18 protein-coding genes are annotated in these 21159 nt (G+C 61.8%); 13 read left to right on the forward strand and 5 right to left on the reverse strand.

All coding sequences use genetic code 11. The features are described 5' to 3' along the window. Window positions 1–90: 90 nt before the first annotated feature. A complete protein-coding gene (locus tag HB376_RS14640; RefSeq protein ID WP_213764392.1) occupies window positions 91–774 on the reverse strand; it encodes an HAD family hydrolase in 684 nt (227 codons plus the stop codon). A 197-nt stretch (window positions 775–971) separates the two neighbouring features. Here HB376_RS14640 and HB376_RS14645 point away from each other — a divergent pair, with 197 nt between their 5' ends. Next, window positions 972–2645, forward strand: coding sequence for a Na/Pi cotransporter family protein (locus HB376_RS14645; protein ID WP_213764393.1), 1674 nt, complete (start codon window positions 972–974; stop codon window positions 2643–2645). Window positions 2646–2649: 4 nt separating this feature from the next. On the opposite strand, the gene HB376_RS14650 is transcribed toward HB376_RS14645, so the two are convergent. Then, a complete protein-coding gene (locus tag HB376_RS14650; protein WP_213764394.1) occupies window positions 2650–3420 on the reverse strand; it encodes a DeoR/GlpR family DNA-binding transcription regulator in 771 nt (256 codons plus the stop codon). 486 nt (window positions 3421–3906) lie between these two features. Between HB376_RS14650 and HB376_RS14655 the strand changes: the two genes are divergently transcribed. The 5 genes from HB376_RS14655 to HB376_RS14675 all read left to right on the forward strand — a co-directional run bounded on the left by HB376_RS14655 (window position 3907) and on the right by HB376_RS14675 (window position 8844). Then, a complete protein-coding gene (locus tag HB376_RS14655; protein WP_213764395.1) occupies window positions 3907–5046 on the forward strand; it encodes an ABC transporter substrate-binding protein in 1140 nt (379 codons plus the stop codon). A gap of 220 nt (window positions 5047–5266) precedes the next feature. After that, window positions 5267–6130 (forward strand): ABC transporter permease subunit, encoded by an 864-nt coding sequence (locus HB376_RS14660; RefSeq protein WP_231937196.1) that lies wholly within the window; start codon window positions 5267–5269, stop codon window positions 6128–6130. Further along, window positions 6127–6960: an ABC transporter permease gene (locus HB376_RS14665; protein WP_213764396.1), complete on the forward strand. Its 834-nt coding sequence runs from the start codon at window positions 6127–6129 to the stop codon at window positions 6958–6960. Before HB376_RS14660 ends, HB376_RS14665 begins: the two co-directional genes overlap by 4 nt. Before the next feature lie 14 nt (window positions 6961–6974). Next, window positions 6975–8042: an ABC transporter ATP-binding protein gene (locus tag HB376_RS14670; RefSeq protein WP_213764397.1), complete on the forward strand. Its 1068-nt coding sequence runs from the start codon at window positions 6975–6977 to the stop codon at window positions 8040–8042. 256 nt (window positions 8043–8298) lie between these two features. After that, window positions 8299–8844: a hypothetical protein gene (locus HB376_RS14675; RefSeq protein ID WP_213764398.1), complete on the forward strand. Its 546-nt coding sequence runs from the start codon at window positions 8299–8301 to the stop codon at window positions 8842–8844. Between the two features lie 16 nt (window positions 8845–8860). Here HB376_RS14675 and HB376_RS14680 read toward each other — a convergent pair whose 3' ends face one another. Beyond that, entirely contained in the window at window positions 8861–9217 is a 357-nt protein-coding gene (locus tag HB376_RS14680) for a hypothetical protein (protein WP_213764399.1), read from the reverse strand. A gap of 347 nt (window positions 9218–9564) precedes the next feature. Between HB376_RS14680 and mprF the strand changes: the two genes are divergently transcribed. Both mprF and HB376_RS14690 read left to right on the forward strand, forming a co-directional pair. Further along, on the forward strand, window positions 9565–12159 hold the full coding sequence (gene mprF / locus HB376_RS14685) for a bifunctional lysylphosphatidylglycerol flippase/synthetase MprF (protein ID WP_213764400.1): 2595 nt from the start codon (window positions 9565–9567) through the stop codon (window positions 12157–12159). After that, window positions 12156–13418, forward strand: a complete 1263-nt coding sequence (locus tag HB376_RS14690; RefSeq protein WP_255631353.1) for an AcvB/VirJ family lysyl-phosphatidylglycerol hydrolase — start codon at window positions 12156–12158, stop codon at window positions 13416–13418. Before mprF ends, HB376_RS14690 begins: the two co-directional genes overlap by 4 nt. A 50-nt stretch (window positions 13419–13468) precedes the next feature. Here the strand turns inward: HB376_RS14690 and HB376_RS14695 are convergent, their stop codons facing one another. Beyond that, window positions 13469–13984 carry a DUF1993 domain-containing protein gene (locus HB376_RS14695; RefSeq protein ID WP_213764401.1) on the reverse strand — a complete coding sequence of 172 codons (516 nt, stop codon included), beginning with the start codon at window positions 13982–13984 and terminating at the stop codon, window positions 13469–13471. Between the two features lie 241 nt (window positions 13985–14225). Between HB376_RS14695 and HB376_RS14700 the strand changes: the two genes are divergently transcribed. Both HB376_RS14700 and HB376_RS14705 read left to right on the forward strand, forming a co-directional pair. Continuing rightward, on the forward strand, window positions 14226–15698 hold the full coding sequence (locus tag HB376_RS14700) for a M20 family metallopeptidase (RefSeq protein ID WP_213764402.1): 1473 nt from the start codon (window positions 14226–14228) through the stop codon (window positions 15696–15698). Between the two features lie 163 nt (window positions 15699–15861). Then, the gene (locus HB376_RS14705) at window positions 15862–16956 is read left to right on the forward strand and encodes a malate/lactate/ureidoglycolate dehydrogenase (RefSeq protein ID WP_213764403.1); all 1095 of its coding nucleotides are present in this window, start codon (window positions 15862–15864) and stop codon (window positions 16954–16956) included. A 143-nt stretch (window positions 16957–17099) separates the two neighbouring features. Here HB376_RS14705 and HB376_RS14710 read toward each other — a convergent pair whose 3' ends face one another. Further along, on the reverse strand, window positions 17100–18002 hold the full coding sequence (locus HB376_RS14710) for an NAD-dependent epimerase/dehydratase family protein (protein ID WP_213764404.1): 903 nt from the start codon (window positions 18000–18002) through the stop codon (window positions 17100–17102). Between the two features lie 155 nt (window positions 18003–18157). Between HB376_RS14710 and HB376_RS14715 the strand changes: the two genes are divergently transcribed. From HB376_RS14715 to HB376_RS14725, 3 genes are all read left to right on the forward strand, one after another. Beyond that, window positions 18158–19063 carry a LysR family transcriptional regulator gene (locus HB376_RS14715; RefSeq protein WP_213764405.1) on the forward strand — a complete coding sequence of 302 codons (906 nt, stop codon included), beginning with the start codon at window positions 18158–18160 and terminating at the stop codon, window positions 19061–19063. 62 nt (window positions 19064–19125) lie between these two features. Further along, window positions 19126–19515: a RidA family protein gene (locus tag HB376_RS14720; protein WP_213764406.1), complete on the forward strand. Its 390-nt coding sequence runs from the start codon at window positions 19126–19128 to the stop codon at window positions 19513–19515. Between the two features lie 119 nt (window positions 19516–19634). Next, a complete protein-coding gene (locus HB376_RS14725) occupies window positions 19635–21089 on the forward strand; it encodes a DUF308 domain-containing protein (protein WP_213764407.1) in 1455 nt (484 codons plus the stop codon). The last annotated feature ends 70 nt before the right edge of the window (window positions 21090–21159 follow it).

The following is a 21159-nucleotide window of genomic DNA, read 5'->3' on the forward strand; positions in this document are numbered from 1 at the left end:
CAACCCCGACCGCTAACCCTAGAACCTGACCCTGACCAACCCCCCGCAAACCCAACCCCGCCCCCCCGAGTGCGAACGAAAACCAAACCCCTAAGCGAATAACTCCATGACCGGCCAGTTGCGCTCTGCAGCAATCACCCGCAATTTCGCATCGGGATTGGTTGCAACCGGATGGGTGACACGCTCCATCAACGGCACGTCATTGACAGAATCGCTATAGAAATAGCTCGCTTCGAAATCCGCCAGTTTCAATCCCTGGGACGCCAACCATTGCTCGGTGCGAACAATCTTGCCCTCACGGAAAGTGACCACCCCCACCGAGCGACCGGTGTAACGCCCGAGCGGATCATCGCCTTCAGTGCCGAGGTCGATTGCCAGCAAATGTTCAACGCCAAGCGCCTTCGCGATGGGCGCCGTAATGAACGCATTGGTCGCGGTAACGATGCAGCACAAGTGCCCCGCGTCAAGATGACGGCGCAGCAACGCAAGCGCTTCAGGGCGGATGGCCGGTTCGATCACCGTCTTCATGAAGGTTGCATGCCACGCGTCAAGTTGCGCTCGCGGATGACGGGCGAGCGGGGCGAGCGTCAGGCCCAGATACTCGTCCATGTCGAGCGTGCCGGCGACGTATTGCTGATAGTACGCGTCGATTTCCTCCGCATGGTCGGCACTGCCCTCGAAACCCAGCGTGGCGTAGAAGCGTGCCCACGACTGATCGCTATCCAGCGGCAGCAACGTGTGATCCAGATCGAACAGCGCCAGAGTACGACTCATCCCACAGCCCTCGATTAAACCCTTGATTACCGGTAGAAAGTGCGCCAGACCATACCCGTCCGGCGCAGGTCACCCAACACGATTCGATCGTAACTTTAAATACCCAAAACTACAACAAAGCAAAATTGTACAACTCATTTGCGTGGCATCATGGCACGAATGGCAGTACAGTCGGAACGAACAACGGACGTAGCCTCATGTTGATTCTCTTGAATATTCTGTCGGGCGTGGCGTTGCTGGTATGGGGCACGCACATTGTCCGGACCGGCATCCTGCGGGTCTTCGGCGCCGAGCTGAGGCGCGTGCTGGGACGCAGTGCGAACAGCCGTTTCCGGGCGTTCGGCGCGGGCTTGTGCGTAACAAGCCTGGTCCAGAGCAGCAATGCGACCGCCGTGCTGGCTTCGTCGTTCGCGGCGCAAGGCCTGCTGCCGCTCGCACCGGGACTGGCGATCATGCTCGGCGCGGACGTTGGCACGGCGCTGATGTCGCGCGTGCTCACGCTCGATCTCTCGTGGCTGTCACCTATCCTGTTGCTCGGCGGCGTGATCGCGTTCCTGTCGTTCAAACAGACACGCACGGGCCAGGTGGGGCGCACGGTCATCGGGCTGGGGCTGATCCTGCTGGCTCTGCACCTGATTGTGGAGGCCGCCCAGCCCGTGATGCAGGGCGAGGGCGTGAAGATCATGTTCGGTGCGCTGACGGGCGACTCCATGCTCGACACGCTGGTCGGCGCGGCCTTCGCCATGATCTCCTACTCCAGTCTCGCAGCGGTCCTGCTGACCGCGACGCTGGCGTCGTCGGGCGTGATTTCGCTGAAGGTGGCGGTGTGTCTCGTGATCGGTGCGAACCTGGGCAGCGGTCTGCTGGCCGTGATCGGCACACTGGGACAAAACCCCGCCGGCCGGCGCCTCGCGCTCGGCAGTGTGCTGTTCAAGCTGGCCGGCGCGTTGATCGTGCTGCCGTTCACCCCGTGGATCGCGCAGGGAATTGGCGCAGTGATCCCGTATCCGCGCGAGGCGGTGATCACATTCCATCTGGTCTACAACATGGTGCGCTGCGTCGCGTGCATGCCGCTGATCGATCCGGTCTCGCGCCTGTGTTACCGGCTGTTGCCGGACCGGCCCGAAGCGAACCCGGAACTGCGGCCGCTGTATCTCGATCCCGTCGCGCTCTCCACGCCCACGCTCGCACTGGCGAATGCCGCGCGCGAAGCGCTGAGGATTGGCGACATCATCCGCACCATGCTCGACAACCTGCTCGACCTGATGCGGGCCAACGACCCGGTCAAGGCACGCTCGACCATCCGCATGGACGACGACGTCGATCAGCTCTATGCGGCGGTAAAGACCTATCTGGCGCGCATCTCACGCGAGCAACTCGACGAAGCGGATAGCCGCCGATGGACCGACATCATTACGTTGACGATCAATCTGGAACATGCGGGCGACATCATCGAGCGCGTGGTGACCAATATCCAGGAGAAGAAGATCATGCACCGGCTGGCGTTTTCGCCGGAGGGCTTAAGCGAACTGGAGGACCTGCACGCACGCCTGATCCTCAATCTTCAACTGGGCCTGAGCGTGTTTCTCAATAGCGACTTGCGCAGCGCCGAGCGCTTGCTGGCAGAGAAGGAGCGGTTCCGTGATCTCGAACGCAGTTATTCGTACGCGCACCTGGACCGGCTTGCCGGGCAGAGCGCGCGCAGCATTGAGACCAGCGCGCTGCATCTCGACATCATCAGCGATCTCAAGCGCCTCAACTCGCTGTTCTGCTCGACGGCCTACCCGGTACTCGACGCTGCCGGCGCATTGCGCGACACACGGCTGCGCCGCCGCGTGCTCGACGCAACCTACGGTAACGACAGCGTTTAAAACGCTAGGCGAGAATGACTTGCGGCAGCTTCTTGCGCAATGAAAGCAGCGCCGGACCTTCGGCGCCTTTCTTGTTGGTGATCAGCGTATCCACGCGATTGATCGGGCAGAACGCGATTCTGCTGCACTGTCCGATCTTGCTGTAGTCAGCGAGGATCACTACCCGGTCGGCATGCGCGACCATGGCACGGGCCACCTCGGTTTCAGCGTGATCGAAGTTGGTTGCGCCATGCCGGTGGTCGATGGCGACGGGCGAGAGCAAGGCCACGTCGGCGCGGTACCTGAGAATTTCGGAGACGGTCGTGCCTCCCACTGTGGCGAATGCCCGGTCGCTGATCGAGCCGCCGAGCAGGATGATCTCGTTATTTGACTCGGTCTTTTCGCCGGTTGCCCGCATCTTCTGGGCGACGTCTATCGAGTTCGTGATGATGGTCAGGTTGGCCAGCTTGGCGAGTTCTTCGGCCAGGATGGCTGTGGTCGTACCGGCATCGATGAACAGGGTTTGTCCGCTGCTGACCAAGGCGGTAGCTGCGCGTGCAATGGCGTTCTTCGACTTGACGTGCGTGTGGCTGCGCTCGGCGATCGGTGCTTCGTCTGCCGGGCGCGTCACGCCGCCATGCACGCGCCGCAGTTCACCTAGTGCTTCCAGATCTACCAGATCGCGCCGGACCGTCTCGCGCGACACACCGAGTTCGGCCATGATGCGTTCGGTCGACACGCGTTCAAGCGTGGCAAGCAGCGCGCGAATTCTCTGATGCCGATCTTCCTGCCACATGCTGTATTCCTGAGCGTTGAAGTCGAGTGGGTACTGGTGAAAACGAATAGAAAATGACTAGAAGCCACATGGCCGCCGATCCAGCTCAGCAGCCTTAAGTCTTGTGAACGGACTATGTGTCGCCTGTGTGTCGCCAATATTAATTAGTTGTCGAGCGCCACGTGTTACCCGAAAACCCAGTTGAAAGATTAACAAGAACTGGCGCTGCCGAGGTTGCATTTTTTTGGATACTTGCGAATTTGGGTATTTGAACTTAGTCTCTCCGTCACACTCGCGGATAGTTCCCTTGGGTCTTCCGCAGTGCCTGAAAACAGTCCTGGATTGTTGTCTTTTTCACCGTCGTCATTGTTCTTAAACATTTGGCCGCCAGAGTCGCGTGCGCGCCAGATGTGAGTGCGCACTAAAAACAAGTTTCGGACTATGCAGCATGCACGCAGCACGCAACTTTCCAAAAACGTAAGCACGCAGGCAGAGGATGGAAACACCATGAATCAAGACGGGTTGCGAGTGACCACCACATTTCGCCGCTTGAGCGGCAAGGCATCCATTACGGCAGCTATCGCCGCGCTGACCGCGGTCGCGGGGCAGGCCGTGGCGGCGCCGCCGGCATCGCTCATCGCTGCTGCGAAGAAGGAAGGCCAGTTGACCACGATCGCATTGCCGCACGACTGGTGCGGTTATGGCGCGCTGATCGAGGGCTTCAAGGCGAAATACGGCATCACGGTGAACGAGCTGAATCCGGACGCTGGCTCGGGTGACGAAGTCGAAGCCATCAAGGCGAACAAGGGCAATACGGGACCACAGGCACCGGACGTGATCGACGTCGGTTTGTCGTTTGGGCCGACGGCGCAGGCCGCCGGCTTGCTGCAGCCTTACAAGGTGTCGACCTGGGCGTCGATTCCGGATTCGGCCAAGGAGAAGGACGGCTATTGGTACGGCGATTACTACGGCGTGCTGTCGTTTGAAGTGAACACCGACATGATCGACAAGGTCCCGACCGACTGGCCCGATCTGCTCAAGCCCGACTACAAGAACGCCGTTGCACTCGCGGGTGATCCGCGCTCGGCTAACCAGGCCATTCAAGCCGTCTACGCAGCCGGGTTGTCACAAAGCAAGGGCGATGCATCGAAGGCCGGCGCTGCGGGCCTGAGCTTCTTCAGCACGCTGAACAAGAACGGCAACTTCGTGCCGGTGATCGGCAAGGCGGCATCGTTGGCGCAAGGCACCACGCCGATCATCGTGCGCTGGGACTACAACGCGCTGGCGGATCGCGATACGCTGAAGGGTAATCCGAAGGTGGCGGTGGTCGTGCCGAAGACCGGCGTCGTGGCCGGCGTCTACGTGCAGGGCATCAGCGCTTACGCTCCGCACCCGAACGCGGCCAAGCTGTGGATGGAATATCTGTATTCGGACGAAGGCCAGATTGGCTGGCTCACCGGCTACTGCCATCCTATCCGCTTCAAGGACCTCGAAGCGAACAAGAAGATCCCGGCAGCGCTGCTCGCCAAGCTGCCGCCGCCATCGGCCTACAAGAACGTGGTGTTCCCGACGCTCGACGAACAAAACGCTTCGAAGGCGCTCATCACGAAGCAATGGGATCAGGTAGTCGGCGCCAACGTGAAGTAACTGCTTGAATTAGTCACATGCAGTAGTCGTACGAAGTAACGTAGTGCACGGGTAGCCGGACCTGAGGTCCGGCTACCCTTCCGGCTCGCGCTTTGTGCCTGGTCCCCAGCGCGGCCTGTCAGTCGAGAGCGACATCATGAGCACTTCATCGAAGATCGCCACGCCCATGTCCGGACATGAGGAGCGCGCGGAACAGTCGAACCCGTCGCTCGGTCCCGGCATGAAGGCGGCGCGACGCGTGTCGCCCGCGTGGAATTATCTCGGCGTCTTACCGTTTTTCGCGTTTGCCGTCTTGTTCCTGCTGCTGCCCACCGCGTGGCTGATGGTCGGCGCGTTCCAGGACCCGCAAGGCCATTTCACGCTTGAGAATTTTCGCCAGTTGCTGCAGCCCAGCGTGCTCGACGCGTACTGGATCAGCTTCAAGGTCAGCGCGGCGTCGGCACTGGGCGGCGGCGTGCTCGGGCTCCTGCTGGCGTGGGCCGCCGTGCAGGGCAAGCTGCCCGTATGGATTCGCCCCACGCTCATGACGTTCTCCGGGGTGGCGTCGAACTTCGCGGGCGTGCCGCTCGCGTTTGCGTTCATCTGCACGCTCGGGCGCGTCGGGCTCGTCACGGTGCTGCTGAAGAAGTATGTGGGCATCAACCTGTATTCCACGGGCTTCAGCATCCTGAGCTTCACAGGGCTGACGCTGACCTACCTGTACTTCCAGATTCCGCTGATGGTTCTCATCATCACGCCGGCGCTCGACGGCCTGAAGCGCGAATGGCGTGAAGCCTGCGATTGCCTTGGCGGCAGTGCGTACCACTACTGGATGTTCGTCGCGTTGCCGGTGCTCTGGCCGAGCGTGCTCGGCGCCACGCTGCTGCTGTTCGCCAATGCGTTCGGCGCGGTGGCGACGGCTTATGCGCTTACCGGCAGTTCGCTCAATATCGTGCCAATCGTGCTGTACGCGCAGATTCGCGGCGACGTGCTGCACAACGAAAATCTCGGTTATGCGCTCGCGCTCGGCATGGTCCTCGTGACCGGCTTGTCCAACGGCGGTTATATCTGGTTGCGCTCACGCGCTGAAAGGGGCCGTCGATGAGCACCGTCACCACAGTCACTCCGGTACCGGACAACAAGGTTCGGGCCCAGACGCGGGCGGGCGCGTGGATCGCGATGGTTATCGGCGCGCTGTACTTCCTGCTGCCGCTGGCGGCGACCGTGGAGTTCAGCCTGAAGATGCGTCGCGATGAATACAGCTTCGATGCCTACCGCGTCGTCCTCTCCGATCCGCATTTCCAGGCGTCGTTCGGCTACTCCATCATGATGGGCGTGTTCGCTATCGTGCTTGGGGTGCTGCTGGTTGTGCCGACCGCCTACTGGGTGCAGTTGCGCTTGCCGAAGCTGCGTCCGCTGATCGAATTCATCACGCTGCTGCCGCTGGTGATACCGGCTATCGTGATCGTGTTCGGCTATCTGCATATCTACAACAGCAGTTCGTTCCTGCCGCTCACCGGCAACGAGCGCGCGACCGACTTCCTGCTGATCTGCGGTTATGTCACGCTGTGTTTGCCCTACATGTACCGCTCGGTGGATGCCGGCCTGCGCGCCGTCGATGTCCGCTCGCTGACCGAAGCGGCCGAATGCCTGGGCGCGAACTGGCCGACCATCCTCTTCAAGATCATCTTTCCGAACGTGCGTTCCGGGATCCTGTCGGGCGCGTTCCTGACGTTCGCGGTGGTGATCGGCGAATTCACGCTGGCGAGCTTGCTCAACCGCCCCGCGTTCGGGCCATATCTGCAGTTGATTGGCGCGAACCGGGCGTATGAACCTTCGGCGCTTGCAATCATCGCGTTCGCTATTACGTGGGCCTCGATGGGGCTTATTCAGGTCTTCGGCTCGGCGCGCGCTCTCGCCGGACAAAAAATTTAAAGGGCAGGCTTGTCATGGCACTTCTCGAGATCGAAAACCTTTCCAAGACGTTCGGCACCAACACCGTGCTGCATCAGTTCGATATGCAAATCGAGCGCGGCGAATTCATCACCTTCCTTGGGCCCTCGGGTTGCGGCAAGACGACGGTGCTGCGAATGATCGCCGGCTTCGAAACGCCCACGCGGGGCACGATCAAGCTCGCCGGTCGCGACGTCACCCATGTGCGCACGCGGCAACGCAAGGTCGGCATGGTATTCCAGTCGTACGCGCTGTTTCCGAACATGACGGTGGCGGACAACATCGGCTTCGGGCTGAAGGTGTTGGGGCGCCCCCAGGCCGAGATCAAGGCGCGGGTGAAGGAAATGCTCGAGCTGATCAAGCTGCCTCAGCTTGCCGACCGGTATCCGTGGCAGATGTCCGGTGGTCAGCAGCAACGGGTGGCGCTCGCGCGGGCGCTCGCCAACAAACCGCAGGTACTGCTGCTCGACGAACCCCTGTCCGCTCTCGATGCCAAGATTCGCGTCTCGTTGCGTGAGGACATTCGCAGCTTGCAGCGCGAGCTCGGGATTACCTCGATCTTCGTGACGCACGATCAGGAGGAGGCGCTGTCGATTTCCGACCGTATCGTGGTGATGAACGAAGGGCGGGTGGAGCAGATCGGCACGCCATCGGAGATTTATAACTTTCCGCGTACGCGTTTCGTGGCGTCGTTTGTCGGAACGTTGAACCTGCTGTCGGGACAGGTGGTGGATCCGGCGAGCGGGAAGATCGTGGTCAGCGGCCAGGAATTGCGGACCTCGCACGCGCTCAATTCCGCCGATGCCGGCAAGCAGCGCATGCTCGCGGTCCGGCCCGAGGCAATCGTTCTGGAAGCGCCGGCGAACGGGCGCAATACGCTTGCGGCAACCGTAGAGGAGGTCAATTTCCTCGGCGCGGTGGTGCGGATCAGGACACGCGTGGATCAGTCCGTGATTTCACTCGATGTATTCAACGACCCGAACCGGCGCTTGCCGGAACGCGGACAACCCGTGGCGCTCGGGTTCTCGCATGAGAATTTGCTGGTGCTGGAGGAGGGGGTTTGACCGTTGGCTAGCTGAAGCACTTGATGTAACTGAAGCAATTGACGACAGACGCTGGTTAAAAAGGCCGCTTCGCATCGCGCAGGCGGCCTTTTTGTTGTGCGAACCGGGGCGATTCCATATTTCCGCACCGGTACGACCTCCGTTTTTCCCAACGCCGTCGCCATTCGATCATCTTTCCCAAAAGCGACGCAATCTCCGCCTCCGTCTCAAAATGTTAAGGTAGGGCTCGGTTTATTTTGAGACGGACAGCAAAAGCGTGATTTTTACCACCCATCTGAAGGTTCTAGGCGTTTCCCTCGCCGCATCGATTCTCGTTCTTGGCGCCTGCGCGCCCCTGCCTCCCGCTGGCGGCGCCAGCAGCGCACTGCCGCCAGCGCCCACCGCGCAGGTCGCCGCCGCCAAACCGCAACCCGCCCCGAGACGTTCCGCGCAGGTCGATTCTTCCGGCGCTCCAGGCGCACAACGGATTCAAGTTGGCGGTCCCAGCGGCTACCGGACCGAAGTCTCCATTACGCCACCCCGGCAGGTCTGCGATCTCGACGCCTTCGCCGACGGTGTCCAGTACGGTTATGCCTACACGTGGAATCGCCTCGTGATGGAACAGGCGCGCGACGGCGGCAAGACCACCGGTGCGCCGCAGCCTCAGTTCGATCCCTCAGCCATCCGTTTGCAGGACGAGCAGTACAAGATCGTGTGGAACGGCGACCAGCGGGTGAATGCGTGCGCGTCGGATGGTTATCTGATCGGGCGCATCGTGGGTACGCACCAGGCTTACGCCGATCTCAAGGGCGGTGCGGGCTGATCGTACTGTGCGTCGTTTAGTCGCACTTGTGGGCGTCGGCCACGTACGCCGACGCGCTGACGATATCGCCGTAAATCGTATATCCCGTGCCGTTCCCCGACGGTTCCGCGTCGATCAGCAACATGGTCTGCCCGTTCGCGCCGTGTACGGTGATCACGTCGCCGTCCGCGTTCGGCGAGTATTCGCCGATCTTCAGCGGCCGCGTGGCCCATTTCACCTTCACGCATGCAACGAAGGGCAGCGTGGCGAGATGCGACGTTCCCGAGCCGACGGGCACCGTCTTGATCAGCGAATCGTATTGGGTCGCGCAGGCGCTCAGGGCGAAGACGGCGACGGAGAAGGTCACGGCGGCGGCGAGGCGTTGCGTTTTCATGCGGTAGAACCTTTTTATCGATGATAAATGCGGCGCCCGAAGGCGAGCATCGGAGCCAAGATGCTAACCGCTCACCCGATCAGGTGTGAAGAAAACCGCCCGAACGCGCACAAAACCGCTGCTGGACTCGTCCGAACGGCATAGACTCCCACACTTTTCTTAAGTCCCGTCAACCTACGCCGTTATACAACCGTTGCTAACCGTAACGTTCTATTCAGGATTTTGAAATCTGAACGAGCGCCGGATAGACGTGCAACGGTCCGGCATCTGCCGATCAGAACCAAGAACCAACAAAACGCCAACAAGCCGCGAGGCCAGAAGGCGTTGGAGCAAGTCCGGTAATCCGCATGTCTCGCAGAAATAGTGTCAGTTCAGTCCCTTTGCTGGAATCGCTGCTTCGTTTGCCCAAAGCGTGGCGGTTGCAGCGTTTCACCGCGCCAGTTCTCGCGTTGGTCGTATGCGCACTGCTGCTGGTGGTTTTCGAGCATCTGTCGCACGCCGTCGACTATAAAACGGTCGTTCACCACTTGCGCGTGCTCCGCTTCGAGGCGTGGGCCGGGGCGCTCGCCGCCACCGTGCTGAGCTACGTGGCGCTGGTCGGCCGCGACGCCGTTGGCCTTCGATACCTCGACACCAAAGTGCCCCGTTCCGTGCTGTGGGTGGGTGCGACGGTCGCATCCGCGCTCGGCAACGCGACCGGTTTTGGTGCGCTGACCGGCGGCGCCGTACGCTGTCGCGTGTATGGCGTCGCGGGTGTCACGCCCGCGCAGGTTGGCCGCCTGACGGTGTTCACGAGCGTCACGCTGGCGCTCGCGCTGGCGTTGATGACGGCGATCGGCATGGTGTGCGCTGCCGATACCCTCGCCGCCATGCTGCATGTATCGCCGGATATCCTGCGATTCATCGGCGGCGCAGTCCTGATCGGATTCGTGGTGATGATCGTGCTGTGCCGCACCGTCCCTCGAACCCTGCAAACGCGCTGGAGCTGGCTCGCCGTCACCATTCCGGCGCGCCGGGACCTGGTTGCGCAACTCCTGCTCGCCACGCTCGACGTATCCGCCGCCGCGCTCGCGCTGTGGGCCGTGCTGCCGCATGCCCAGGTCGGATTCGGCGAATTCCTCACGGTGTTTTCCGCCGCCATGCTGCTCGGCATGATCGGCCATACGCCCGGTGGAGTCGGCGTGTTCGAGGCCGCGATGGTATTTGCGCTCGGCGCCAGCGTGAAGACACCTGAGATGCTGGCCGCGCTGCTGGCGTATCGCGCGATCTATTTCGGCCTGCCGCTGATCGCGGCCACATTCGTTCTGGCGGCGTTCGAAGGCCGGGCGCTCAAGGGACGCTTCGCGTTTTTGAATCCATCGAATGTGTCGCAGCTCGCGCCCGTGTTCCTGAGCGTCGTGACCTTCGTGGTCGGCGGCATGCTCGTGATTTCCGGCGCCACGCCCGCGTTCGGCAAACGCATTGAGGTGCTGCAAGCCGTATTGCCCCTGTGGGTGCTCGAAAGCTCGCAACTGCTGGGAAGCGTGCTGGGCGTGGTTCTGCTCTTCGTTGCGCGCGGTTTGCTGCGCCGGCTTGACGCCGCCTGGTGGCTCGCCATCACGCTCGCGGTGGCCAACCTGGCGCTGTCGATGGCGAAGGGGCTGGCGTTTGTCGAAACGGGCGTGCTCGCGCTGCTGATTGCGTTGCTGCTGGCGACCCGCGACCGCTTTAACCGGCGCTCGTCGCTGTTGGCTGAGCGGTTCACGGCGAGCTGGCTGGTGTCGGTGGCGATCGTGATCGGGCTGGCGGTCTGGATCATGTTGTTCGCTTTTCGCGATGTCAATTACAGCCGCGATCTCTGGTGGCAATTCGCCTTCGACGAACGCGCGCCGCGCGCATTGCGCGCGACGCTCGCGGCGGGCTTGTCCGCCGCGCTGTTCGCCGTGTGGCAATTGCTGCGGCCGGCGGCCGGGCGGTTCCAGAAACCCGCGCCGCAGGATCTGCTCGATGCTGCGCGCATTTTCCGCGCGCAGGAGCGCAGCGACGCCGGCCTCGCGATGATGGGCGACAAGAGTTTCCTGTTCTCGACCTCGCGCGAGGCGTTCCTGATGTACGCGAAACACGGCCGGACCTGGGCGGCGCTGCACGACCCGGTCGGGCCGCGCCGCGAATGGGCGGAACTGATCCGCCGGTTCGTGGAAATGGCGCATGCGCACAGCGGCCGCGCCGCGTTCTACCAGGTTCGCGCCGACGCGCTGCCGCTGTACCTCGATGCCGGCCTCACGCTGATGAAACTCGGCGAGGAGGCGCATGTGGTGCTCGAGGATTTCGACCTGAAGGGATCGCATCGCGCCCATTTGCGATACGCGCTGAAGCGCGGTGAACGCGATGGTTTCGACGTAGAAGTCATCGATTCCCGGCAGGTTCCTGAACATATGCCGATCCTGCGCGAGATTTCCGATGCATGGCTTGGAAGCCGCGAAGCGCGCGAAAAGAGTTTCTCGGTCGCGGCCTTCACCGACGATTACCTCGCCGCGCAGTCCGTGTTGCTGGTACGCCAGGAAGGCAAGCCGGTGGCGTTCGTCACGTTCATGACGACCGATCTGAACACCGAGGCCACGGTCGGCGTGATGCGGCATCAGCCTGACGCGTCACCGTACGCAATGGAATATCTGTTCACGAAGCTCGCGCTCCATTTGAAGCAGGCCGGGTTCCAGACCTTGAGCCTGGGCATTGCGCCTTTGTCCGGCATGCAGCCGACACCGCTTGCTTCGCCGTGGCATCGGCTGGCTGGGTTGGTCTGGCGGTTCGGAGGGCGTTTCTATAATTTCCGGGGCTTGCGCGGTTTCAAGAGCAAGTTCCAGCCGCGTTGGGAACCGCGTTATCTCGCGGCATCCGGCTCGGTCGGCGTGTTTTTCACGCTTGCAGATCTCTCGTTGCTGGCGGGAGGCTGGCGTTCATGACATTTTTCAAGAAATTCGCGGTTGTTTCCCTGCTGTCTGCGTTGTCAGTTTCAATGGCCCATGCCGGCACCTTGGCCGGCGGTCGTTATGGCGACGTGACTTTCACGAAACCCGCTGGCCCGATGCGTGGTTTTGTCGTGCTGTTCTCCGATAAAAACTGGACCCCTGCCGATACCCAGACTGCCAATGCGTTAGCCAAAAACGGCGCAATGGTGGTTGGCGTGGACACGGCACGCTACGCGGCGAAATTGCCGGCGGAGAAGGAGACTTGCCACAATCTGGTCGGCGATGCCGAGTCGGTGAGCCATCAACTTGAACGCGAGGTGCAATCAAGCCGTTATTTCGCGCCGATCCTGATGGGCACGGGGCAGGGCGGCGTGCTCGCTACGAAAATCCTTGCCCAGGCGCCGGATAATACGGTCGCGGGTGCGCTCGCGCTGAATCCCGATCCCCAACTGGACGCGCGTTTCAAGCTGTGCCCGCCCGATCCGACCATCACGCACGCGAAGGGCCTGCCCGGTTTCTTCGATAAGACCACGCAGCCCGCCAGCGACTCGCAGGCCGATGCGCTGCTCGCGCTCGCCGCGCCGCATCTGAAGGTCGAGCAAATGCGCGACGAAGACGTATCGGATTTGCCGCTCATCGAACTGCCCGCTTCGCGTCCGACGAACCTGCTTGCCATTGTGATTTCCGGCGACGGTGGTTGGCGCGATCTCGACAAAACCGTCGCGGAGTCTTTGCAGAAGGACGGGGTGTCGGTGATCGGCATCGACAGCCTGCGTTACTTCTGGAGCGCTAAAACGCCCGAACAGACAAGCCACGACCTCGCACGCGTGATCCAGGCTTACAGTGCGCGCTGGCATTCGGAGCATGTCGCGCTGATCGGCTATTCGTTCGGCGCGGACGTGATGCCGTTCGCCTATAACCGGTTGCCGGATTCGGTGCGCGCGAAGGTGTCGTTTGTATCGCTGATGGGCTTTGCGCCCGACGCCGATTTCCAGATTCGCGTCACGGGCTGGCTCGGCATGCCGGCGAGCAAGAACGCGTTGAAAGTGCAGCCGGAACTGGCGAAACTGCCGCCGTCGATCGTGCAATGCATCTACGGCGCGGCCGAGAAAGATACGCTGTGTCCCGCGCTGACGCAGACCGGAATAGAAGTGGTGAAGACCACGGGAGATCACCACTTCGGCGGCGATTACAACGTGCTCGCGCGACGCATCCTGACTAGCTGGCAGAAGCAGATCGCCGCGCGGACCTGAGCCGGGCGGCGGTTGTCTTTCAGCATGTGTCGCGAGTCAGGAGCCGGACGTCACGCCGGCTGGATCGGCCCGAGAAAATCGAGTTTTCCTACCGGCACGCCGAGGTGCCGGAGGATGTCGTAAGCCGTGACAATATGGAAATAGAAGTTCGGCAGCCCGAACTGGAACAAATACTCTGCGCCGCTGAATTTCAGCTCGGTGTCCTTTTGCTTGATGGTTACAACACGCGTGTCACCCCCTTCGAACGTCCCGGCATCGATCCCTTTCAGATAGGCCGTCGTCTTCGCGATGCGCTCCCGCAGTTCCGCGAAGGTCGTTTCGGTATCGTCGAAACGGGGCGCGGCGACGCCCGACAAACGTTCCGCCGATGCCTTCGATGTATCGCTTGCGCGCTGGATTTGCGCCGCGAACGGGAGCATGTCGTCGGCTAGCCGTGCGCTCGTTACGTCGGTGTCGCTCAAGCCCTTTTCTTTCGCGTGGGCGGCGGCTTTATCGAGCAGGGAAACGAGCACGTCGAGGCTACGGACGAAAACCGGAACGGTCGCGCGATATATTGAAACGGACATGATGAGGCTCCTGATTGATCGGGCCAGCATACCGGGACGTCGTTCATAGCGCTTTTTCCGCCGCTTGAGCGGCGCGTTCTTTCGGCACTCGCGTGCCATTTTCAAGTTTGCGAAATGGCTGTCGTGCTCGCTGCCAAAGGCGAAAAGACGCGCCGCCGAGATTCGGCTCGTGAGAAACTGTGAATTCGAGTTAACGCTAAACACAGCTATCATTGATATTTAAACGGCCGGGACGCCCGTCATGATCTCAGACGACCTTACTCAAGAAAAACAACACATCGACCAAATCGACCGTCAGGCACTGCGCGAATTCATCGACCGGAAGTGGGACGACGAAATTCTCCCCGCGCTCACCGACTACATCGCGGTGCCCGCCAAAAGCCCGATGTTCGACCTCGACTGGGCGCGCAACGGATTCATCGAACGCGTTATTGCGGACGCTGCGCAATGGGCCGAACGGCAGCCCGTGCGTGGCCTTAAAGTCGAGATCATCCGCTTGCCCAATCGTACGCCCGTGATCTTTTTTGAAGCACCGGCTACGCGTTCGAACAGCAGCGACACCATCGTCCTGTACGGCCATCTCGACAAACAGCCCGAATTCGACGGCTGGCGTCGTGATCTTGGGCCGTGGTCACCCAAATACGAAGACGGCAAGCTCTACGGACGCGGCGGCGCGGACGACGGATACGCCACGTACTCGTCGATCAGCGCGATCGCCGCGCTGGACGCGCAAGGCGTCGAACGGCCGCGCTGTGTCGGCATTATCGAAACGTGTGAAGAATCGGGCAGCTATGACTTGCTGCCGTACGTTGATGCGCTGCGTGATCGGCTCGGCAAGGTGAGCCTCGTGATCTGCCTCGATTCCGGTGCGGGTAACTACGATCAGCTCTGGCTGACAACGTCGCTGCGCGGTCTGGTTGCCGGCGACCTGGAAGTGCAGGTGCTCGACGAAGGCATTCACTCGGGCACGAACGGCGGCATTGCGCCGTCCACGTTCCGGATCATGCGCCGCCTGCTGGAACGGCTGGAAGATTCGAGCACGGGCAACCTGCTGCCGAAGGGGTTTCATTGCGATATCCCGCCGCGCCGGCTGAGCGAAGCGGAAGCAACGGCACGCATTCTCGGCGATGACGTATGGAAGAAGCTCCCGTGGACCTGCGGCCAGAATGGCGGCACGGTGCTGCCCGTCACAACGGACCCGCGTGAAGCGCTGCTCGATTCCACCTGGCGGCCGTCGCTGGCGGTGACCGGGGCGGAAGGGCTACCATCGCTGATCAATGCGGGCAACGTGCTGCGTCCGCGCACCGCGTTCAAGTTGTCGCTGCGTCTGCCGCCGCTGGTCGAGGCCACGAAGGCGCTTGCGGAACTCAAGGCCATGCTCGAAGACGATCCTCCCTACAACGCGAAGGTCACGTTCAAGCCCGAGCGCGGCGAAGCGACCGGCTGGAGTGCGCCCGAACTATCGCCGTGGCTGGGCGATGCGCTGAACGACGCCTCGCGCCGGCATTTTGGCGCAGATGTCGCGTTTCTTGGTCAGGGCGGTACCATTCCATTGATGAGCACGTTGCAAGAAGGCTTTCCGCGTTCGCAGTTCATGGTGTGCGGCGTGCTGGGACCGAGGTCGAACGCGCACGGGCCGAACGAGTTCCTGCATGTGCCTTTCGCGAAGAAACTGACGGCGACGGTAGCCGAGGTGATCGCGGCGACGCCTTGATGGCGGGTGATCGACATTGATTTTCAGACGGCGCGCAGCTTTTGCGCGCCGTTTTATTTGCACGGCGCGGTGATGAACCGGCATGTCGTTGAATTTGGTTGAATTTGATTTAATTGGGTTGAATTTGAAGCGCAGTCCTTTTCCTATCAGGAGACGCAGTCGCATGAGCACTGAAACCACGCGCGAATCGCGCATCGCCCCGGATACCTTGCACGCCTTCGTCAGCGCGATCTGGACCCACGCCGGCAGTACGCCGCGTGAAGCTCAACTGGTGGCCGATCATCTGGTGATGGCGAATCTGTCGGGACACGATTCGCATGGCGTCGGCATGATTCCGCGTTATATGGCGTCGCTCGCGGACGGCCAATTGCAGCTCAATACGCACGCTGAAATTGTCCGCGATGTCGGCGCGGTGCTGACTATCGAAGGCGCCAAGGGTTTCGGCCAGGTCGTGGCGTATGAGGCGATGGAGCACGGCATCGCGCGGGCGAAAAAGCTTGGCGTGTGTGCGGTTGGCTTGCGCAACGCGCATCACATTGGGCGCATCGGGCATTGGGCCGAACAATGTGCGGCGGCCGGCCTGGTGTCGTTTCACTTCGTCAACGTGGCGGGGGACCCGCTGGTTGCGCCGTTTGGCGGTATCGACCGGCGTTTCGGCACGAACCCTTTTTGCGCTGCATTTCCGCGCGAAGGCAACACGCCGCTGGTGCTCGATTTTGCGACGGCGGGGATTGCCTACGGCAAGACGCGCGTGGCCTATAACAAGGGCGTGAAGGTCGCGCCCGGTTACCTGATCGACCATGCCGGCGTGCCGACCATCGAACCGAAGGTGATGCACGAAGCACCGTTCGGTTCGCTGACGGCGATGGGCGCGCACAAAGGATATGGCCTCGCCGCCATGTGCGAGATTTTCGGCGGCGCGCTGTCGGGCGGTTTCACCACGCATGCGGACACCTTGGACACGACCAACGCGATCATCAATTGCATGACATCGGTGATCGTCGATCCGAATGCTTTCGATGCCCCCAACGCTCAGGCCGAAGCCGATGCGTTCGTCGAGTGGGTGAAGGCGTCGCCGCTCGCGGCCGGTACGGACAAGATCATGGTGCCGGGCGAACCGGAACAGGCGCGGCGGGCCGATCTCAACGCGAACGGCATTCCCATCGATCCCACCACGTGGCAGCAAATCCGCGATGCCGCCGTGCAATCGGGCATGCCGGCGGGCGTGATCGAGGAGTTCGTGCAAGCGTTGAAGTGAGCTTCTGGTGTTGTTTTGCGTGGGACGCGCAGGCTTCGGGGTCGCCGCGCGAGCGAGGGTGCAAGTACAGCCCCGCCCGCGCGGTGTAACCCCAGCGCGTTGTAAACATGCCCGCTAGCGTGTTCGCTTCCAAAGCCCCCGGGTTACTTTGTCTGCAGCATTTCGTTGCTGATCCAGTCGGTCACCGACGTCCGCTTCGGCTCCCAGCCCAGCAATTCCCGCGCGTGTTTGCCGCGCACCCGGCTATTCGATCCCAGCCCGTACGACGCCATTTCGTAGCCCCATTCCTTCTTGGCTTCTTCGAGCGGCCAGTCTTGCGGCGCACCGAGGCCGAGGGCTTTAGCCATTGCCGTCGTCATATCGCGGAAGGCCGCTTCGCCGCTTTCGACGAAATAGAACGTACCAGCCGGGGATTTTTCAAGCGCACGGGCGTACAAGTCGGCGACATCGTCGATATGCACGTTCGACCAGATATTGCGTCCCGGTCCCACGTGGCGCACGATGCCGCTCTTTTTCGCCTGAGCCAGCAAGCGCGGCAACTGCACGCTTTTCGCGTTCGCCATGGCGCCGTGGCCGTAGATCAGCGTGTTGCAGAGCACGGAAGCGCGCACGCCGCGTTTGGCTGCGTCGAGCACGAGGTTGTCGATGGCTACGCGCGGTGCTTTATCGGCGGTCGGTTCGGGCAGCTTGTCCTCGTGGTAGATCGTGTCTGTTCCTTCACCGCCGGATGCATCGCCGACAATGCTCGATCCGCTCGTGTGCAACAGCGGTTTGTTCGAGCCTTCAAGCCCTTCGATCAACGCCTCGACCGCGCCGCGATGGTCGCTGCTGGCGGCGTTGATGACGCCATCGGCTGCTTTCGCCTGCGCGATCAGCAACGCCCGGTCGTCGAGGCTGCCGATCACGGGTTCAATGCCCAATGCCTTGAGTTCGTCCGCCTGTTCCGGGAGACGGATGAGGCCGCTGACCTGATGGCCGTCGCGAACCAGACGCGCCGCAATCGAACCGCCGATAAAACCGCCTGCGCCAGTCACAAAAATCTTCATGGTTGTTCTCCGTTAAATCGTGTGTTGACCGGAGTTAAAGCAGAGCGCTTTACTCCGGTCCTATTGAGTCGATGCATGCAGTATCCCCGTCTTCGACTTTCGCAAAAACAGTGTTAGTCTCAAATCAATCTTGATTCCAGGTCAACAATGGATAGATGAAAACGACCACTGAAGAACTGCTGGCGTTCGTGACCGTGATCGACAGCGGCTCGATCACGGCGGCCGCCGAGACATTGCAGCAAACCGTTTCCGGCGTAAGCCGGGCGTTGACGCGGCTGGAGCACAAGCTCGACGCCACGCTGGTGCGGCGGACTACGCGCCGCTTGCAACTCACCGACGAAGGCGAGCTCTTCCTCGTGCGCGCCCGCGCCATCCTCGCCGCGATGGAAGATGCGGAGGAGTCGATCGCCCGGCAACGCGAGCGGCCGGCGGGGCGGTTGCGCGTAGATGCGGCGTCGCCGTTCATGCTGCATTGCATCGTGCCGCACGTGCAAGCGTTCGCCGCAGCGTATCCGGAGATCGTGCTGGAACTGAGCAGCAATGAGCGGATTGTCGACTTGATGGAACAGCGCGTGGATATCGCGATCCGGATCGGCGCTTTGCAGGATTCCACGCTGCACGCGCGTTCGCTCGGCAGCAGCCGGCTGCGCATCCTGGCGAGTCCCGCGTATCTCGCGCAACGCGGGGAGCCGCGTACGGTAGCGGAATTGCGTCGGCATCGCCTGATCGGTTTTACAGCGCCTGAGAGCCTGAACGACTGGCCGTTGATCGATGACGATTCAGCAAACCGGGATACGGGCGCGCGCTTTCGGATCGTGCCGGAGATCGCTGCATCGAGTGGCGAGACCATGCGGCAACTTGCGCTGGCCGGCGGCGGTATCGTCTGCCTCGCCGCGTACATGACCAGCGCCGACGTGGCCAGTGGGCGCCTGCAAACCGTGATGGACCCCGTTTTGCTCGATGTCCGGCAACCGATCAGCGCGGTGTTTTACCAGAGCGCATCGATGGCGGGACGGGCGAGAGCCTTCCTCGATTTCCTCGCCGGACGGTTGGTGCTTTAAAGCGCCCGACGTATGCTGCCGGTTTCCCTTTTCCGATTCGTGAACCATTCGTCAACATTCATATGCCCATTGAACCCATCAACGCGCCAGGTCTCCCGATTCCCGCAGGCCACTACAGCCACGCCACCCGCGCGGGTAATCTCGTTTGCGTGTCGGGCCAGTTGCCGATGCGTCCCGACGGCACGCATACCGGCGACTTGCCGTTCGAACAACAGGCCCAGCAGGCGCTGGACAATGTCAGCACCGTGCTGGCGGCGGCCGGCGCGGGGTTGACGGACGTGATCGAAGTGACGGTTTACTTGGTCGGCGTGGATCACTGGAAAACTTTCAACGAGATCTACGCGCGCCATTTCGGTGACTGGAAACCCGCGCGGGCAGTCGTTCCCGTGGGCGCGCTACATTATGGTTATCTGCTGGAAATCGCGGCGCGGGCTTGGTTGGAACCGGCTTGAGTTGTTGTTTGAGTGAGTGGTAAGTATGGATCGGGGCGAGCGCACAGGCGTTCGAATCCCGTTGGCGTAAAGCGGCAGCGCTTTTATCATGGCGAGGTCGCGTCCTCACAGGTGACCTCATGATCCAACTTGTGCTGCTTTTGCTGGGCGTGGACTACCTGCGCCGCCGTTGGCTTACGCTGGCCCTGGCGGGCGGCATCTGGCTGGTGATCGGGGTGTCGGTGTTTATCGACGCTCTCGACGGCGTCCTGTATTTTCCTATCCACGTCTTCGCTTGGCTGCTTCTCGTCGAAGGTCTTGCGACCCTTGCTGTTGCGGGCATTGGCGTGGGTGGCCAGCGCACGCTGCGTTACGTGAAAGGTGGCGCGTTCACCCTCGCCGCGCTGCTGATCATGGCGGGCAATCATCACGGCAACTTCGTTCTGTCGATGATCTTCGGCACGCTTTTTCTCGCCGATGGTTTGCTGCAGAGCGTGTCGGCTGTCGTGGTGCGTTATAGCCGATGGAGGATCGTGCTGGCGCTGGCTATTGTCGAAATCCTGCTCGCCATCTTTTTCTTCGAACCCTATCCGACCCACTATGTTGGCACAGCGCCTTACGCGATCGGGCTCGGACTCGCATTCGGCGGTTGGAACATCCTGTGGATCGCGTTTCGCGTACGCCGTATGGAAAGCCTGCCGCCTGAAAACGAGAAGGCGCTGGCGCTTTCCGATGACGTCATCGCCGACTCCACCCTCGCTGAAAAGTCCGCTACGGCAAAGGCCGCTGCGGGCGCGGCGGCGACCGAGGCCGACGGCCCGTTCGAATGGGACGGTCCCCCCGCCGCCGATGAAAAAGCGCTCACCGTGCATGTGTGGACGCCCGTCGGGTCCGCGCGGGCGCAGGCCAATCGGCGCCTGATCGTGGACCGCTACATTGCCGCCATCGACGCGAACGGCGTCATCTCGACGGGCCACGCAGCGCTCGAGTCACCCGAGGGCATTTACATCAGTCTGTATCCGGGTGTGGAAATCGACCGTTCGCCGGACGAGTTCGGGCGCATCTTGCGTGCGACCCGCGAGAACAACGTGCCGGGCACCTTCCAGCCGGATTACGTGACGGAATCGAAGGCGTGGTGCGAATCCACGACCCGCGTGCGTATTCGTAATTACCGGCCGGATCGGTTGCAGGCATTCTGGGAGAAATATCGGCAGGATCAGACGTATAACCTGACCTACCGGAATTGTTCCAGCACTGTTTCCAAGGCGCTGGAAGCAGCGCTCGAAGGGTCAGTGGGCACCTTTCATGGCCACGATACGGGTTGGCGCGCGTTCCTGCGCCTGATCGTCACGCCGGAGCTATGGGTGGCCGCGCAGATCCGCAAACGCGCGGCCACCATGGCCTGGACTCCGGGCCTGACGCTCGACTACGCGCGGGCGCTCAGCATGCTGGCCGACCCCAGGCCGTTTGGTTATCTCAAGATGGCGCGGCTCGCGGTGCGCAAGATGCTGCGCTCGCGGCGCGAATGGCGACAGGAAGCGTCCGATGCCGCCGACGCCCGCGCAGGCCGGATGGACGGCTCGAGCGTTTCATAGGTGGCGTGAGGTAGCGCGGTGCGACTCATCGGTGCGCCGCGGTCGTCCATTCGCCAGTTGTTTCGCCCGT

Source organism: Caballeronia sp. dw_19 (genome assembly GCF_018449515.1).
Lineage (GTDB): Bacteria > Pseudomonadota > Gammaproteobacteria > Burkholderiales > Burkholderiaceae > Caballeronia.